This window comes from Nonomuraea sp. NPDC050022 (assembly GCF_044460705.1).
Classification (GTDB): Bacteria; Actinomycetota; Actinomycetes; order Streptosporangiales; family Streptosporangiaceae; genus Nonomuraea.
The window spans coordinates 555,065-569,171 of the sequence record NZ_JBITKE010000003.1; the positions used below are offsets into that span (position 1 = coordinate 555,065).

Annotated in this window: 12 protein-coding genes; 4 read left to right on the forward strand and 8 right to left on the reverse strand. The window is 70.4% G+C overall.

Features of this window, described 5'->3' with window-relative positions:
* Window positions 1-17 precede the first annotated feature (17 nt).
* Window positions 18-1,844, forward strand: a complete 1,827-nt coding sequence (locus ACIBO2_RS13990) for a transketolase (protein WP_397297218.1) — start codon at window positions 18-20, stop codon at window positions 1,842-1,844.
* A gap of 54 nt (window positions 1,845-1,898) precedes the next feature.
* On the opposite strand, the gene ACIBO2_RS13995 is transcribed toward ACIBO2_RS13990, so the two are convergent.
* Window positions 1,899-2,180 (reverse strand): hypothetical protein, encoded by a 282-nt coding sequence (locus tag ACIBO2_RS13995; RefSeq protein WP_358539934.1) that lies wholly within the window; start codon window positions 2,178-2,180, stop codon window positions 1,899-1,901.
* Between the two features lie 111 nt (window positions 2,181-2,291).
* Between ACIBO2_RS13995 and ACIBO2_RS14000 the strand changes: the two genes are divergently transcribed.
* The 3 genes from ACIBO2_RS14000 to ACIBO2_RS14010 all read left to right on the forward strand — a co-directional run bounded on the left by ACIBO2_RS14000 (window position 2,292) and on the right by ACIBO2_RS14010 (window position 6,207).
* The gene (locus ACIBO2_RS14000) at window positions 2,292-2,846 is read left to right on the forward strand and encodes a GNAT family protein (protein WP_358539931.1); all 555 of its coding nucleotides are present in this window, start codon (window positions 2,292-2,294) and stop codon (window positions 2,844-2,846) included.
* A gap of 92 nt (window positions 2,847-2,938) precedes the next feature.
* Window positions 2,939-4,762, forward strand: a complete 1,824-nt coding sequence (locus ACIBO2_RS14005; RefSeq protein ID WP_358540345.1) for a hemerythrin domain-containing protein — start codon at window positions 2,939-2,941, stop codon at window positions 4,760-4,762.
* A 500-nt stretch (window positions 4,763-5,262) separates the two neighbouring features.
* The gene (locus ACIBO2_RS14010) at window positions 5,263-6,207 is read left to right on the forward strand and encodes a sugar kinase (protein WP_397297221.1); all 945 of its coding nucleotides are present in this window, start codon (window positions 5,263-5,265) and stop codon (window positions 6,205-6,207) included.
* Window positions 6,208-6,281: 74 nt separating this feature from the next.
* Here ACIBO2_RS14010 and ACIBO2_RS14015 read toward each other — a convergent pair whose 3' ends face one another.
* The 7 genes from ACIBO2_RS14015 to ACIBO2_RS14045 form a co-directional block, all read right to left on the reverse strand.
* Window positions 6,282-6,779 (reverse strand): DUF4232 domain-containing protein, encoded by a 498-nt coding sequence (locus ACIBO2_RS14015; protein ID WP_357643893.1) that lies wholly within the window; start codon window positions 6,777-6,779, stop codon window positions 6,282-6,284.
* The gene (locus ACIBO2_RS14020; RefSeq protein WP_358539925.1) at window positions 6,776-7,462 is read right to left on the reverse strand and encodes a hemerythrin domain-containing protein; all 687 of its coding nucleotides are present in this window, start codon (window positions 7,460-7,462) and stop codon (window positions 6,776-6,778) included. The genes ACIBO2_RS14015 and ACIBO2_RS14020 overlap by 4 nt, the downstream gene beginning before the upstream one ends.
* Before the next feature lie 71 nt (window positions 7,463-7,533).
* Window positions 7,534-8,439 carry a dihydrodipicolinate synthase family protein gene (locus ACIBO2_RS14025; RefSeq protein ID WP_358539922.1) on the reverse strand — a complete coding sequence of 302 codons (906 nt, stop codon included), beginning with the start codon at window positions 8,437-8,439 and terminating at the stop codon, window positions 7,534-7,536.
* Complete coding sequence (locus ACIBO2_RS14030; RefSeq protein ID WP_358539919.1) at window positions 8,436-9,425, reverse strand: ABC transporter ATP-binding protein; 990 nt, start codon at window positions 9,423-9,425, stop codon at window positions 8,436-8,438. The genes ACIBO2_RS14025 and ACIBO2_RS14030 overlap by 4 nt, the downstream gene beginning before the upstream one ends.
* Window positions 9,418-11,352, reverse strand: coding sequence for a dipeptide/oligopeptide/nickel ABC transporter permease/ATP-binding protein (locus ACIBO2_RS14035; RefSeq protein ID WP_358539916.1), 1,935 nt, complete (start codon window positions 11,350-11,352; stop codon window positions 9,418-9,420). Before ACIBO2_RS14035 ends, ACIBO2_RS14030 begins: the two co-directional genes overlap by 8 nt.
* Window positions 11,352-12,293 (reverse strand): ABC transporter permease, encoded by a 942-nt coding sequence (locus ACIBO2_RS14040; RefSeq protein ID WP_397297225.1) that lies wholly within the window; start codon window positions 12,291-12,293, stop codon window positions 11,352-11,354. Before ACIBO2_RS14040 ends, ACIBO2_RS14035 begins: the two co-directional genes overlap by 1 nt.
* Window positions 12,294-12,315: 22 nt before the next feature.
* Window positions 12,316-13,923: an ABC transporter substrate-binding protein gene (locus tag ACIBO2_RS14045; RefSeq protein ID WP_397297227.1), complete on the reverse strand. Its 1,608-nt coding sequence runs from the start codon at window positions 13,921-13,923 to the stop codon at window positions 12,316-12,318.
* Window positions 13,924-14,107: the final 184 nt, after the last annotated feature.

Below are 14,107 nucleotides of genomic sequence, written 5' to 3' on the forward strand. Positions count from 1 at the left end.
CCACGAGGAGGGACCTGATGCCTGATCGCGATCTGCATTTCCTGTCCGAACTCGCCGCGCAGTTGCGTGTGGACTCCGTACGCGCTTCGGCCGCCGCCGGCTCCGGCCATCCGACGTCGTCGATGTCGGCGGCCGACCTGATGGCGGTGCTGTTCGCCTGTCATTTGCGCTACGACTTCCAGAATCCCGGCAACCCCGCCAACGACCATCTCATCTTCTCCAAGGGTCACGCCTCCCCGCTGCTCTACTCGCTGTACAAGGCCGTGGGCGCGATCACCGACGAGGAGCTGCTGTCGTTCAGGAAGCGCGGCAGCCGTATGGAGGGCCATCCGACGCCCAAGCTGCCCTGGGTGGACGTCGCCACCGGCTCGCTCGGGCAGGGGTTGCCCATCGGGGTGGGGGTGGCGACGGCCGGGCGGCTGGAGCGCCTGCCGTACCAGGTGTGGGTGCTCTGCGGTGACAGCGAGCTGGCCGAGGGGTCCATTTGGGAGGCCGCCGAGCAGGCGGGTGCCGAGGGGCTGGCGAACCTGACGTTGCTCGTGGACATCAACCGGCTTGGCCAGCGCGGCCCGACCCGGCATGGCTGGGACACCGGCGCGTACGCCCGCAGGTTCGGGGCGTTCGGCTGGCACACGATCGAGATCGACGGGCACGACCCAGGACAGATCGACTTCGCGCTGAACGACGCCTGCAACACCCGCCGGCGGCCGACCGTGATCCTCGCCAAGACGCGCAAGGGCGAGGGCGTCCTGGAGGTGGAGAACCGCGAGGGCGCCCACGGCAAGGCGCTCAAGGACCCGGACAAGGCCATCGGCGAGCTGGGCGGCGTGCGGGACGTGCGAGTCGAGGTGCGGCCGCCCGAGCCCAACGGTGAGCCGTTCCGCTTCCACAACGGGGACCTGGCGCTGCCCGCGTACAAGACCGGCGATGAGGTCGCCACCAGGGACGGGTTCGGCGCGGCGCTGGTCGCGCTGGGCGCGGCCCGTGGCGAGGTGGTCGTCGTCGACGGCGAGGTGGCCGACTCGACCAGGACCGAGGACTTCGCCAAGGAGTTCCCCGAGCGCTTCATCGAGTGCTACATCGCCGAGCAGCAGCTCGTCGCGATGGCGATCGGCCTGCAGGTGCGCGGCTGGATCCCCTACGCCGCCACCTTCGCGGCCTTCCTGACCAGGGCGTACGACTTCATCAGGATGGCCGGGGTGAGCCACGCGTCGATCAGGCTGGTCGGCTCGCACTCCGGCGTGTCCATCGGCGAGGACGGCCCGTCGCAGATGGGGCTGGAGGATCTGGCCATGATGCGCGCGGTGTACGGCAGCACGGTGCTCTACCCGTGCGACGCCAACCAGGCCGCCGCGCTGACGGCCGCGATGGCCGACATCTCAGGGGTGTCGTACCTGCGTACCACCCGTGGCGACCTGCCGGTGATCTACGAGCCGGGCGAGCGCTTCCCCGTGGGCGGCTCGTCCGTGCTGCGGCAGTCGGCGGCGGATCGGGCCACGATCGTGGCGGCCGGGATCACCGTGCACGAAGCGCTCGCGGCGGCCGACGAGCTGAGCCGCGAGGGGATCCCCGTGGGCGTGCTCGACATGTACTCGATCAAGCCGATCGACACGGCCGCGCTGATGGAGGCGGCCACCACCACCGGCACCCTCATCACGGTGGAGGACCACCGGCCGGAGGGCGGGCTGGGTGACGCCGTGCAGGACGCCGTCAGCGAGCTCGGGCCGCGCGTGGTGAAGCTGGCGGTACGGGAGCTGCCCGGGTCGGCGACGCCGCAGGAACAGCTGGCAGACGCCCGCATAGACCGCCACGCGATAGCCGAGGCGGTCAAGCGGGTGCTGTGAGAGGGGTTGGGAGGTCAGCCGGCCCACCGGCTGACCTTCTTACGGCCGGCGGATCTACAAGGGGGGCTCGTCATAGCGGCGACGTTCCTCGTACACGGTGCTCCGGCGAGCCTGGGGCTCCTCGTAGACGTCGTGACGGACTACCGGCTCGTCGATGGGGGCCACGGCCCTGCGGGTCACGCTGATCCGGTAGATCCCGAACAGCAGGCCGGCCACACCACCGAGCATGAGGATGACGCCGACCACGTTGATGTCGATACCGGCAAGATCGAATTCGACGGCCCAGGTGAGAATCGCACCCAGCATGATGAGGATGATGCTTCCGGCGATGGTCATGTTTTTTACCTCCTTGACAAGATGAACCTCTATCCCCATGTCGAAAAACAAACCAGCGGTCATGGCCGGGTCGGGTTTGCCCCTGCTGAGCAGGCTTGATAGTGAGGGGGGATGTTCGCTGACAAGCCCACACTCCAGGGCGATCGAGTGACCCTGCGCCCGGTCGGCCCCGAGTACGCCGACGACCTGTTCGAGCTGGTCACCGACCCCGAGGTGCGGCGGCTGACCGGCTCGCACGGCGAGTTCGACCGGGAGGCCAGCCGCCACTGGTACGCGACGAGGAGCCAGCACGCCGACCGCCTCGACCTGGCGATCCTCGCGGAAGGCCGCTTCGTGGGCGAGATCGTGCTCAACGAGCTCGACGCGGGCAACCTCGCCTGCAGCATGCGGATCGCGCTGATCGGCGCTCGCGCGTTCGGCAAGGGCTACGGCACGGAGGCCATCGACCTGCTGCTCGGCCATGCCTTCACGACGACCCCGCTGCACCGGATCGGCCTGGAGGTCTTCGCCTTCAACGACCGCGCCAGGCACGTCTACAAGAAGGTGGGATTCGTCGAGGAGGGCGTGCAACGTGACGCGCTGCTCTGGGACGGCGAGTGGCATGATGCCATCACCATGTCGGTGCTGCGGACCGAATGGCGGCCAAGATCGGAAAGCCTGACATAATGATCATGACGCACGGGTCCTCCGGGGCGCGCGGGGGACCTGTGACGTCTTGCAACCAAATCACGATTTCGTGCATCTAAGCAGCAGTGACGATGCGCTTGGTGCCCGGTGACCCCGAGAGACTTGGCGGCTACTGGCTGGCCGGGCGGCTTGGCGCGGGCGGGCGCGGGGTGGTCTACGACGCCTACAACGACGAAGGCCGCCGGTTCGCGATCAAGGTGCCTCGGGGCGAGGTCACCAGGCAGCTCGCCGAGGCCGTCGGCCTGATCAAGCCGCGCCATCTGGCCCGGGTGGTCGGTGTCGGGCTCGACAGCGAGAGCCCCTACATCGTCAGCGAGTTCGCCGACGGGCCCGATCTGCGGCAGGCGGTGGCCGTCCACGGGCCGTACGCGGGTGACGAGCTGTTCGCGCTCGCGCTCGCCCTGGCGACCGCGCTCAGGACGCTGCACGAGGCGGGCATCACCCACCGCGACCTGAAACCCGAGAACGTGCTGCTGGCCCCCGACGGCCCGCGAGTGATCGACTACGGCGTGGCGGCCGGCGATCCGGTCGGCAGGCGGCACACCTACCTGGCGCCCGAGGTGCTCACCGGGCAGCGGGCCGGGACGGCGGCCGACGTGTTCGCCTGGGGCGCGGTCGTGCTCTACGCGGCCACCGGCCGCGACCCGTTCGAGGGCGAGAGCCTCGGCGCGATCATGCACCGGCTGCTGACCGTCGACCCGGACCTCGGCGAGCTGCCGCCGCGGCTGCGTGACCTGGTGGGGCGCGCCCTGGCGAAGAACCCGGCCGACCGCCCCTCCGCCATGGAGCTGCCGGCGCGCGGTCCTGCCGAGCTGCGCCCGCCCGCCGGGCTGACCGGCCCGCGCTCGCTCGGCGAGGTGGCCGAGGAGGTGTACTCCTCACTCACCCCGGCGCAGCAGGGCGAGCTGCCCGGCCTGCTGCTGCGCCTGCTGGACGGCGAGGAGGTCAAGGACGACGGCGAGGAGGGGAGCGTGCTGACCCGCCTGGTCGCCGCCGGCCTGCTGGTACGGCTCAGCGTCCGGGTCGAGCCCGTCACGACCGAGGTGGGCAAGCTGGTGGCGATCAGCGACGACCGGGTCGCCCCGGCCAGCGCCGCGCTCTTCCGCGCCTGGCCCCGGCTGCGCGACTGGGCGGCGCACGACGCGGCGACCCGCCGCTCAGGCGCCGCGCCGGCCCGGCGGACGAACGGCCCGGCGGCCCGGCGGGCGGCCTCCGCCCGCGAAGACGACGCGACCCGGACCAACCCCATCTTGCGGCCCGGCCCCATCTCGATGCCGGACCTCACCTCGATGGCCGACCTCACCTCGATGTACGTCGTCCACCGCGCCATGCTGACCGACCTGCGGCGGCTCGCCGAGCTGCTGACCGGGCCCGCCGAGCTCGGCGCGGCCAAGGGCAGGGCGGTGCGCGGCTACACGGCCTCGCTGCTGACCCAGGTCGACCACCACCACGCCAACGAGCGCGAACTGCTGTGGCCGGCCATCGAGCGCGCGGCGGGCCAGTCCGTCGACCTGACCGCCTACACCACCGGCCACCAGGCGTTCGGCCCGCTGCTGGAGCGCTGCCGCGCCGCGCTGAGCGGCGACCCGGGCGCGCTCGGCCGGGAGCTGGGCGAGTTGCTGGAGCCGCTCGAGGAGCACCTCTCTGAGGAGGAGTCCGAGTTGTTCCCGATCGTGTTCCGGTTCGTGCCGTTCGACGCCTATGTACGGGTGGAGCGGCAGGTCGCCAGGCGGGCCACCCTCCGCGAACTGGCCTTCACCACTCCGTGGCTGCTCCGCCACGCCACGCCCGAGGAGGCCGCGCGCCTGCTCACGAGGGCGGGCCGGCCGCTTCGTCTGCTGGCGGCCGCCACGAGGCCGGGCTACACCCGGCGCGAGCGTCAGATCTTCGGCTAGCCCGGGCGCCGGGCTAGCCGAGCGCTTGGCTGGCCCGGCACTTCACCGGCGCCAGCGTGATGCCGCTCCTGGTCGGCGGGTAGCGTCTTCGGTTCCCTGTGTTTACCTAGGTAAAGCGGACATCGGCGTAGTCTCATCGCACCCGGCCGGGGCCGGACAGTGATCCGGTAAAAGCCGAAGCCGCGTCCGTCCGGCAAGCCGGGCGGACCGTGGTTTGAGAACCGCGTTGTCGGGGCCTGACTGCGCGCTCCTGGAGGAAGTGCGCCTCTTGGGCCACCGCCCCGCCGGACGCTTTCCCGTTGATGCGGACACCAACGGGGGCGGGGACCGAGCGCCAGTCAGGCACACGGCTGTGACAGAAAATTACCGCACGATTACCATCCGTCGCAACAGATCGAGCCAGAGAAATCCAACTACAGTTGCCAGCGGGTAGCCTGTGGGGCGGCCGAACGTCCCCGCGACGGCACCACGCATCTTCGAATGGCTGGGAGCTCGACTCGATGACCGATCTGGTGACCTTCGGTGAGACCATGGCGCTGTTCGCGGCCCGGCGCACCGGTCCGCTGCGCTTCGCCCGCGACTTCGACCTGGGTGTCGGCGGCGCCGAGTCGAACGTGGCCATCGGCGTCAGCCGCCTGGGGCACAGCGCCACCTGGATCAGCCGGGTCGGGGCCGACGAGTTCGGCGAGCTGATCCGCTTCACGCTCCAGGGCGAGGGCGTCGACGTCAGGGTCGTCACGGATCCGGAGGCGCCGACCGGTCTGATGATCAAGGGCCGGCGGACGGCCGACCTCGTCGACGTCCGCTACTACCGCGCGAGGAGCGCCGCCTCCCGGATCACGCCCGAAGACGTCGACCCCGCGCTCATCCAGGCCGCCCGGGTGCTGCACGTCTCCGCGATCACCCCGGCTCTGTCGGCGTCGGCCCGCGAGACCGTACAGCGGTCGATCGCCGTGGCCCGCGCCGCCGGGGTGTTCGTGTCGCTGGACATCAACTACCGCCGGGCGCTGTGGACGCCCGAGGAGGCCGGTGCCTGGCTGCGCGAGACGATCGGCGACGTGGACGTGCTGTTCGCGACCGAGGCGGAAGGCCGGCTGGTCACCGACGTCGAAGGGGGCGCCGACCTGGCCAAGGCGCTCAGCTCGCTCGGTCCCGGCCACGTGCTGGTGAAGTCCGGTGCCGAGGGGGCCCTGGAGTTCTCGGGCGGCTCCGTACGGCGGGCTCAGCCGTACCAGGTGACGGAGGTGGACCCGGTCGGCGCCGGGGACGCGTTCGCGGCCGGGTGGCTGGCCGACTGGCTGGCCGGCGGGGACGCCGACCAGCGGCTGCGCACGGCGTGCGCGGCGGGGGCCTTCGCGGTGACCTCGCAGGGCGACTGGGAGAGCCTGCCCAGCCGGGCCGACCTGAACCTGCTCCAGCAGCCCGCCGACGGGGTCAGCCGCTAGCCACCCCACCCCGGCACGGCCGCGCCTGCGCCGGTCGGACACCTGACCGGCATGCCATCAGGGCCGCCAGTCGGTCACTTGATCGGTGTGACGTCGAGCCGGCCCTGGTCGCACACGCGGTCGACAGCGAACGCGATCTCCGTGTGCGCACGCTCGTCCGGCGGGATGACCATGAGCCGGGCCGCACCCGGGCAGGCGGTCTCGGTGCCGGTCTCCACGACCGTCCAGTGGAGGACGGCGCGGGCGCTGCCGCCAGGCTTGAGCGTCACCTTCGGCCGCGCTCCCGGTGTCCGGCGGACGCGGGTCCGCAGGGCGTCACCCTGCTTGTCGAACATCACCAGCCCCGGATAGCCCTGCAGGGTGCACGCGGCCCGCGACCGGTTGGTGAACACCAGCGGCGCGTTGCGGTTGCCCGCCCCGGCATCCACCCTGCCCAGCCGCACCTGAAGCTGCGGCGCCGAGCAGCGCCCCGGGGCCCCGGCCTGCTGTGCGGTCTCCTGGGCCAGCGCGGGCGCGGCACCGCCGACCAGCAGCAACCCGCTCACGAGGGCGGCGATCCTGAACGTCTTCATGGGCTTTTTGACGCGTGCATCACACCAAAAGTTCTAAGCCGGACTTTCTGGCATTCGCGCCGGTATTGCCGCTGGCCGATCAGTCTCCACAGGACGCGGGCGGCCATCGGCATCAGGCGGAGAAAGGCCTCGCGCTCCCAAGGCGTGGCGTCCTCCAGCAGCGCGCCCAGGTTGACCAGCAGCCGGTCCTTGGGCAGCTGGGCGCGGGCGTACTCCGAGAGCGTGTCCCATTCGGCCTTGGTCAGGTGCGCGGCGACGAGCGGCAGGATGCGCTCCTCCTCCTGGTCGAGGTGGACGAGCAGCTCGTCGTGGAGCAGCGTCAGCGTGTCGGCCAGCCGGTCCCTCCGGTCGGCGTCGGCCTCGGCCCGCCAGGCGGGCAGCAGCTCCTCCAGCACGGAGATGTGGTCGGCGACGCGCTCGTGCTGCTCCTCCATCGTGCGGATGAGGGCGCCTTCCAGCCGTACGCGGCGCAGGAGCACCGGCCAGAGCAGCTTGTCCTCGGCCTCGTGGTGGTGGTGCAGACCCGCCAGGATCTCGCCCAGGTACGCGGCCAGCGTGGCGGCCCGCTCGGTGTCGCCGGGGGCCACCTGCCGGATCAGCTCGGGGGCCAGCCTGAACTCGCGGCGGAACACGCGGTGGACGACCACCATCTCCCAGATGGCAGGGGCGTTGTCAGTAGTCACCAGCACAGGATGCGGGACACCGATTGTCGTACGATTGTCCGCTGATGCAAGCCGTAGTACCTGCCCCGCTGCTACAGCAGACCCGCGGCCGCCAGGTGCTTGCCGATGCGGCCGGTCTCCTCGTCGTTCAGCGGGACCTGCGGCAGCGCGGTGGCCGGGTGGTCGATGACGCCGCGCAGGTGCAGCGCGGCCTTGAAGGCGCCGAGCCCCGACGAGCTGCCGCCCATCCGGCCGCCGCCGACCGTGACGATCTCGAACAGCCGTACCAGCCGCTCCTGCTCCAACCGGGCCGCCTCCCAGTCGCCCCGCCGGGCCGCCTGGTAGAGCCGGACGTACCCGTGGGGATCGACGTTGCCCAAGCCGGGCACCACCCCGTCGGCGCCCATCCACAGGGCGGAGTCCACCGTCACCTCGGAGCCGGTCAGCACGCTGAACGGCGCCTCGCGGCCCAGGATCACCTGCCGGAGTCCGCCGTCGTCCCCGCTCGAATCCTTGACTCCGGCCAGCACCCCTTCGGCGGCCAGCCCCAGCAGCAGCTCGGCGGTCAGCTTGGTGTGCACGGCGACCGGCAGGTCATAGGCGTAGACCGGCAAGCCGCTCTCGGCGCTGATGGTCCGGAAATGGGTGCGGATCTCGGTGGGATGGGTGCGCGTGTAGAACGGCGCCGTCGCCACCAGTCCCGACACCCCGGCCTCGACGGCGACACGCACGTGTTCGAGCACCCGCGGCGTCGTCATGTCGATCACCCCCGCAAGCACCGGCACACGTCCGCCCACATGACCGACCACGGTGTCGAGCACCACCCGGCGCTGGGCGTCGGGCAGGTAGGCCACCTCCGACGACGACCCGAGCACGAACAGCCCGTCCACCCCGCCGTCGAGCAGGTGGTCCACCAGCCGGATCAGCGACGCGGCGTCCACCTGGCCGTCTGCGGTCATCGGGGTGCACACCGGGGGGATCACACCGGTCAATGTCATGGGCGCTCCTGGATCAGTTCGAGGTCGGTGGCTCCCGCCGCCACCGGGTGGTAGCAGTGGAAGAGGTGGTCGGCGTCGCTGCGCGCCGCGGGCCAGGCCGCGCCGCACTCCTCGTCCGCCCGCCAGCATCGGGTGCGGAACGGGCAGCCGCTCGGCGGCCTGGTGGCCGAAGGCACGGCGCCGACCAGCGGGATCGGGTTGATCGGGGAGATCAGTCCCGGCGTGGCGGAGAACAGCGCCCGCGTGTAGGGGTGCCGGGCGTTCAGGGGTACGGCGTGCGCGGGCGTCTGCTCGACGATCCTGCCCAGGTACATGGTCACCACCCGGTCGCTCATCCGCCGGACCGTCTGGATGTCGTGCGAGACGAACACCAGCGCCAGCCCGAGCCGCTCCTTCAGATCGAGCAGCAGGTTGAGTATCTGCGCCCGTACCGAGACGTCAAGGGCACTGGTCGGTTCGTCGGCGATGAGCAGGTCGGGTTCGAGGGCCAGCGCCCTGGCGATGGCCACGCGCTGCCGCTGCCCGCCGGACAGCTGGCCGGGCAGCAGATCGGCCGCGCCGGCGGGCAGGCCGACCAGATCGAGCAGCTCGCGGACCCGGGCGTCCCGCTCGGTCGGGGTGCCGCGCCCGTGCACGTTGAGCGGGTCGCGGAGCACCTTGCTGACGGGCAGCCGCCGGTTGAGCGCCGTGGACGGGTCCTGAAATATCATCCCGACGCTGGATCCGATCAGCCCCCGCCGCTCCGCCTCCTTGAGCGCCCACAGGTCCTTGCCGCGGAAGGTCACGGTGCCCGAGGTCGGCCGTTGCAGGCCCACCAGCACCTTGGCCAGCGTGGACTTGCCGCAGCCCGACTCCCCCACGACGCCGACGGTCTCGCCGGGGCTGACCGAGAGGTTCGCCTCGGTCAGCGCGTAGACGCGGTCCCGCGAGAACACCCCGCCCGAGCGGGCCTTGTGCACGACGTGCACATCCTTCAGCTCAAGCATGCTGATCACTCCCCACGAGGACGACAGCGGGATGGTGACACGCCACGGCGTGCCGCTGGGTGTCCCCCTCCAGCGCCGGAGTGTCGGTACGGCACACGTCCGTGGCCATCGGGCACCGGTCGGCGAAGCGGCAGCCGGCCGGGAAGTCCGCCGCCGCGGGCACCACGCCGGGGATCTGCGTCAGCCGTTCGGCCCCCGACTCCAGCGACAGCACCGAGCCGAGCAGCCCGCGCGCGTAGTGGTGGGCGGGCGCGCCGACCAGCGTCGCCGTGGCGCCGGTCTCCACGATCTGCCCGCCGTACATGACCACGACGCGGTCGGTGACGTCGGCGATCAGCGCGAGGTCGTGCGAGACGAGGATCAGCGCGAACCCGAGCTCCGCGCGCAGTTCCAGCAGCAGCTCGATGACCTGCGCCTGGACGGTCACGTCGAGCGCGGTGGTGGGCTCGTCGGCGACGATCAGCTTGGGCTCGCGCGACAGCGCCATCGCGATCAGCACCCGCTGCCGCTGTCCGCCGGACAGCTCGTGCGGGTAGGAGGACAGGGTACGGCGGGCGTCCAGGCCGACCAGTTCGAGCAGTTCGGCCGGTGTCCGGCGGCCACCACGACGGGTGACCTGCTTGAGCTGGGCCTTGATGGTCATGGCCGGGTTCAGCGAGGAGAGCGCGTCCTGGTAGATCATCGCCATCTCGTGACCGAGCAGGCGGCGGCGGGCGCGGCGCGGGAGCGACAGGAGCTCTTGCTGGTCGAAGCGTACGTGGCCGCTGACGCGGGCGTCGCGGGGCTGCAGGCCCATGATGGTCAGCGCGGTCAGCGACTTGCCGCAGCCGGACTCGCCGACCAGTCCGAGGACCTCGCCCGGACGTACCTCGAAGGCGATGCCGTCGACGATGTCCACGCCCTCGGCGAAGCCGATGCGCAGCCGCTCCACCGCGAGGATCGGCGGGCCCGAGGGCAGGGGACGGGCCCGTTCGGCCAGTCTGCGGGCGGCCTCGGCCAGACCCGGCAGCTCGACGACCTCGCCCGAGCCCGGCCGGGCCGCCTCGAACGCGTCGTCCTTCTTGATGGCGGCCTTGCGGGTGGCGGGCGCGGCCCAGGCGTCGGAGATGCCCTCGGAGAGGATGTTCAGGGCCAGCACGGTGATCAGGATGAGCAGACCGGGGAAGACCGTGGCCCACCAGCCGCCGAGGAGCACCATGTTCTTGCCGTCGGCGATGACGCTGCCCCACGACGGGTTCGGCGGGCGTACTCCGGCGCCGATGAACGACAGCGACGCCTCGAACACGATCACGTCGGCCACCATCACCGTGCAGAACACCAGCACCGGCGCCGCGCAGTTGATGGCGATGTGCCGGATCAGGATGTGCGGGGTGCGGGCGCCGATGATCCGCTCGGCCGCGACGTAGTCCTCGCCGTACTGGGCGATCACGTTGGCCCGTACGACGCGCGCCACCGAGGGCATGTAGAGGAAGGCCATCGCCATCACCAGCACCGGGATGCTGCCGCCGAACACCGCCACCAGCACCGCGGCCAGCGCGATGCCGGGGAAGGCCATGATCACGTCGAGCAGGCGCATGATCGTCTCGTCGACGGCCCGGCGCGAGGTGGCCGCGGCGGCGCCGATGACGGCCCCCACGACCAGGGCCAGGACGGTCGCGCCGAGGCCGATGAGCAACGACCAGCGCGCGCCGTACAGGAGCCTGGACAGGATGTCGCGGTTGGCGCTGTCGAGTCCCATCCAGTGGCTCGCGGACGGGCCGCCGCCGGCGATCTCCTGGAAGTACGGCGAGTGCGGCGCGATCACCGGCGCGAGCAGCGCGGCCAGCACGATCACGGCGACGACGCCGACGGCGATCCACGACAGCGGCCGTAGCCGTCTGAGGTTGACGCCCGGCTTGGCGAGGCGTTCGGTCAGTCCACGTCTCATCAGGTGGCGCTCCTGAGCCTGGGGTTGACCAGCAGGTACAGGACGTCGACCAGCAGGTTGACGACCATGAAGCCGACCGCGACGGTCAGCACGACGCCCTGCACGACGGCGGGGTCGCCGTCGCGCACCGCGTTGATCATGAGCTGGCCCATGCCCGGCAGGCCGTAGATCTGCTCGATGACCACCGCGCCGCCGATCAGGTAGCCGATGCGCAGGCCGAGCACGGTCAGCGGGTTGATCAGCGCGTTGCGCAGCACGTTGCGGCCCACCACCACGATCGGCGGCAGCCCGCTGCCGATCGCGGTGCGTACGTAGTCGCGGTCGAGCTCCTCCACCATCGAGGTGCGGATGATCCTGGTGAGCTGGGCCGCGACCGGCAGCGACAGCGACAGCGCGGGCAGCGTCATCGAGCGCAGCCAGCCACTCGTCGAGTCGGCGGGGTTGATGTAGCCGCCGGTCGGGAACAGCCCCTCCCCCACCGCGAGCCACTGGATCATCAGCAGCGCCAGCCAGAAGGCCGGGGCCGCCACCCCGACCAGGGACACGATGCGGATCACCTGGTCGGGCCAGCGGTCACGGAACAACGCCCCGGTGACGCCGAAGATCAGCGCCAGCACGACCGCGACGAGCAGGCCGAGAAGCGTGAGCTGGAGCGTCAGCGGCAGCGCGGTCGTGACCGATTCGAGCACCGGCTTCTTGGTGAGCACGCTGGTGCCCAGGTCGCCGCGGACCAGGTCGCCGACGAAGCGCAGGTAGCGCAGCGGCAGCGGGTCGAGCAGGCCGTTCTCGACCTGGAACTGGTGGATCTGCTCGGGGGTCGGGTTCGCGCCCTGGAAATAGGCGTACTCCGGCTTGCTGTTGGAGAAGCGCATCACGATGAACACGAACGCGGCGACCCCGAGCACCAGCGGGACCAGGACGAGGATCCGCCGGAGGAGCATTCTGACGATGAAGGCCATGGGCTCAGGTGCGCTTGGCCTGGAGGACGTTGATGCCCGGGTATGCCTGCGCGCGGATCCCGGTCAGCTTCTTCGGGTCCCAGGCGGTCATCAGCTCGGTGTGGACGACGGGGTAGAGGACCGCCTGCTCGGCGATGAGATCCAGATATTTCTGAACCTTCGCGGTCTTGGCCGCCTTGTCGGGCTCTTTGGTGGCCTCGTCCATCTGACTGAACAGGGTCTTGGCGTCCTTGCTGTCACCCCAGTGGCTGTACTTCATCCACAGGCCGCCGGCCACGAAGTTGTAGCGCATGATCAGGTCGGCGTCCATGCCGAACTGGTTGGGGTTCGAGGCCGCCGCGACCACCTGGTAGTCCTGGAACTGGTCCATCTTGGCGAACAGCGCGGCCGTGTCCTGCGGCTCCAGCGTCGTCTTGACGCCGATCGCCTCCCAGGAGGCGGCGATGGTCGGCAGGCAGTCGGCGATCCAGCTCACGTTGACGGCCATCAGGTTGACCGTCAGGTTGGTCACGCCCGCCTCTTTGAGCAGCGCCTTGGCCTTCTCCTGGTCGTAGTCGTAGACGACCGAGGCCCGCTTGTGGTCGGGGTGGCCCTCGTTGAGGAAGGAGCTGGAGGCGGTGCCGTGCCCCTTGAGGGCCACGTCGATCAGCTTCTTCTTGTCGATGGCGTAGTGCAGCGCCTGGCGTACGCGGACGTCGTCGAACGGCTTGGTCCCAGTGTTGAACATCAGGAACATGTGGTTCATCCCCGCCCCGCCCTCAACGCTCAGCCCCTGCTGCTTGAGCTGCTCGACGTTGGCGTACGGGATGTTGTCGGCGATCTGCGCCTCGGCCGAGCCGCCGGAGATCTTCGCGACGCGGGCCGCCGCGTCCACGATCGTCAGCCAGTTCATCTTCTTGACGGTCGCCGGGCGCGGCCCGTTGTAGTCGGCGAACGCCTCGAAGGTGGTGTTGCTCTTGGGGTTGTGCGCGGTCTGCTTGTACGGCCCCGAGCCGACGGCCTTGCCGGTCTTGGCCTGGTCCCAGGCGCCCGGCTGGCTGAAGACGTGCTTGGGCATGATCTTGGCGATGGTCAGCCTGGGCGCCGCGTCGGGGAAGGCGAACTTGAAGACCAGCTCGACGTTCTTGTCATCGATCTTCTTCACTTCCTGGAGCCAGGACTTGAAGAAGTTGCCGGTCAGCACGTTGGCTTCCGGGTCGAGGATGCGCTGGAAGGTGAAGACCACGTCGTCGGCGGTCACCGGCTGGCCGTCGTGCCACTTCGCGCCGTCGCGGAGGGTGAACTTCCACGAGGTGGCGTTCAGATCCGTCGGCAGCGCGGTCGCCAGCGCCGGGAACGGCTCGCGGGTGATCGGGTCGGTGTCGAGCAGGCCCTCGTAGACGTGCTGGATGCCGGCCATCGCGAAGGCCGAGGCCGTCTGCGTCGGATCCCAGCTCTGGTCGTTGCCATAGCCGATGACGGCGGTGATCAGGTCCTTGTTGGATCCGGCGCCGACCGAGCCGGTCGAGGCCGGGCCACCCGAGCAGGCGGAGAGGGTGGTGGCGATGAACGCCGCCGCACCCGTGGCCCCGCTGTAGCGCAGGAAATCACGGCGGCTGAACTCAGAGCTCACGGATGCCTCCTGGGGGTTTGGTGCAGATCCTGCGATCCGCATTAGGCCGCTTCGTTACGGTCCTAATGTAGAACGTGGGACATCCCATGTCCTATGTTGTGCGTAGGGTGGACGCTATGGGCCGGACCCGGTTGAGGTCAACAGGAGATTTCCGGAATGTTACCTAAGCGCTTACGACGAAGGG

What these genes read in the sequence shown, in the direction of transcription:
- ACIBO2_RS14040 (WP_397297225.1), bottom strand. Translation starts at nt 12,293, where the DNA reads ATGCTCCTCCGGCGGATCCTCGTCCTGGTCCCGCTGGTGCTCGGGGTC.
- ACIBO2_RS14000 (WP_358539931.1), top strand. Translation starts at nt 2,292, where the DNA reads ATGTTCGCTGACAAGCCCACACTCCAGGGCGATCGAGTGACCCTGCGC.
- ACIBO2_RS13990 (WP_397297218.1), top strand. Translation starts at nt 18, where the DNA reads ATGCCTGATCGCGATCTGCATTTCCTGTCCGAACTCGCCGCGCAGTTG.
- ACIBO2_RS14025 (WP_358539922.1), bottom strand. Translation starts at nt 8,439, where the DNA reads ATGACATTGACCGGTGTGATCCCCCCGGTGTGCACCCCGATGACCGCA.
- ACIBO2_RS14005 (WP_358540345.1), top strand. Translation starts at nt 2,939, where the DNA reads ATGCGCTTGGTGCCCGGTGACCCCGAGAGACTTGGCGGCTACTGGCTG.
- ACIBO2_RS14010 (WP_397297221.1), top strand. Translation starts at nt 5,263, where the DNA reads ATGACCGATCTGGTGACCTTCGGTGAGACCATGGCGCTGTTCGCGGCC.
- ACIBO2_RS14015 (WP_357643893.1), bottom strand. Translation starts at nt 6,779, where the DNA reads ATGAAGACGTTCAGGATCGCCGCCCTCGTGAGCGGGTTGCTGCTGGTC.
- ACIBO2_RS14030 (WP_358539919.1), bottom strand. Translation starts at nt 9,425, where the DNA reads ATGCTTGAGCTGAAGGATGTGCACGTCGTGCACAAGGCCCGCTCGGGC.
- ACIBO2_RS13995 (WP_358539934.1), bottom strand. Translation starts at nt 2,180, where the DNA reads ATGACCATCGCCGGAAGCATCATCCTCATCATGCTGGGTGCGATTCTC.
- ACIBO2_RS14035 (WP_358539916.1), bottom strand. Translation starts at nt 11,352, where the DNA reads ATGAGACGTGGACTGACCGAACGCCTCGCCAAGCCGGGCGTCAACCTC.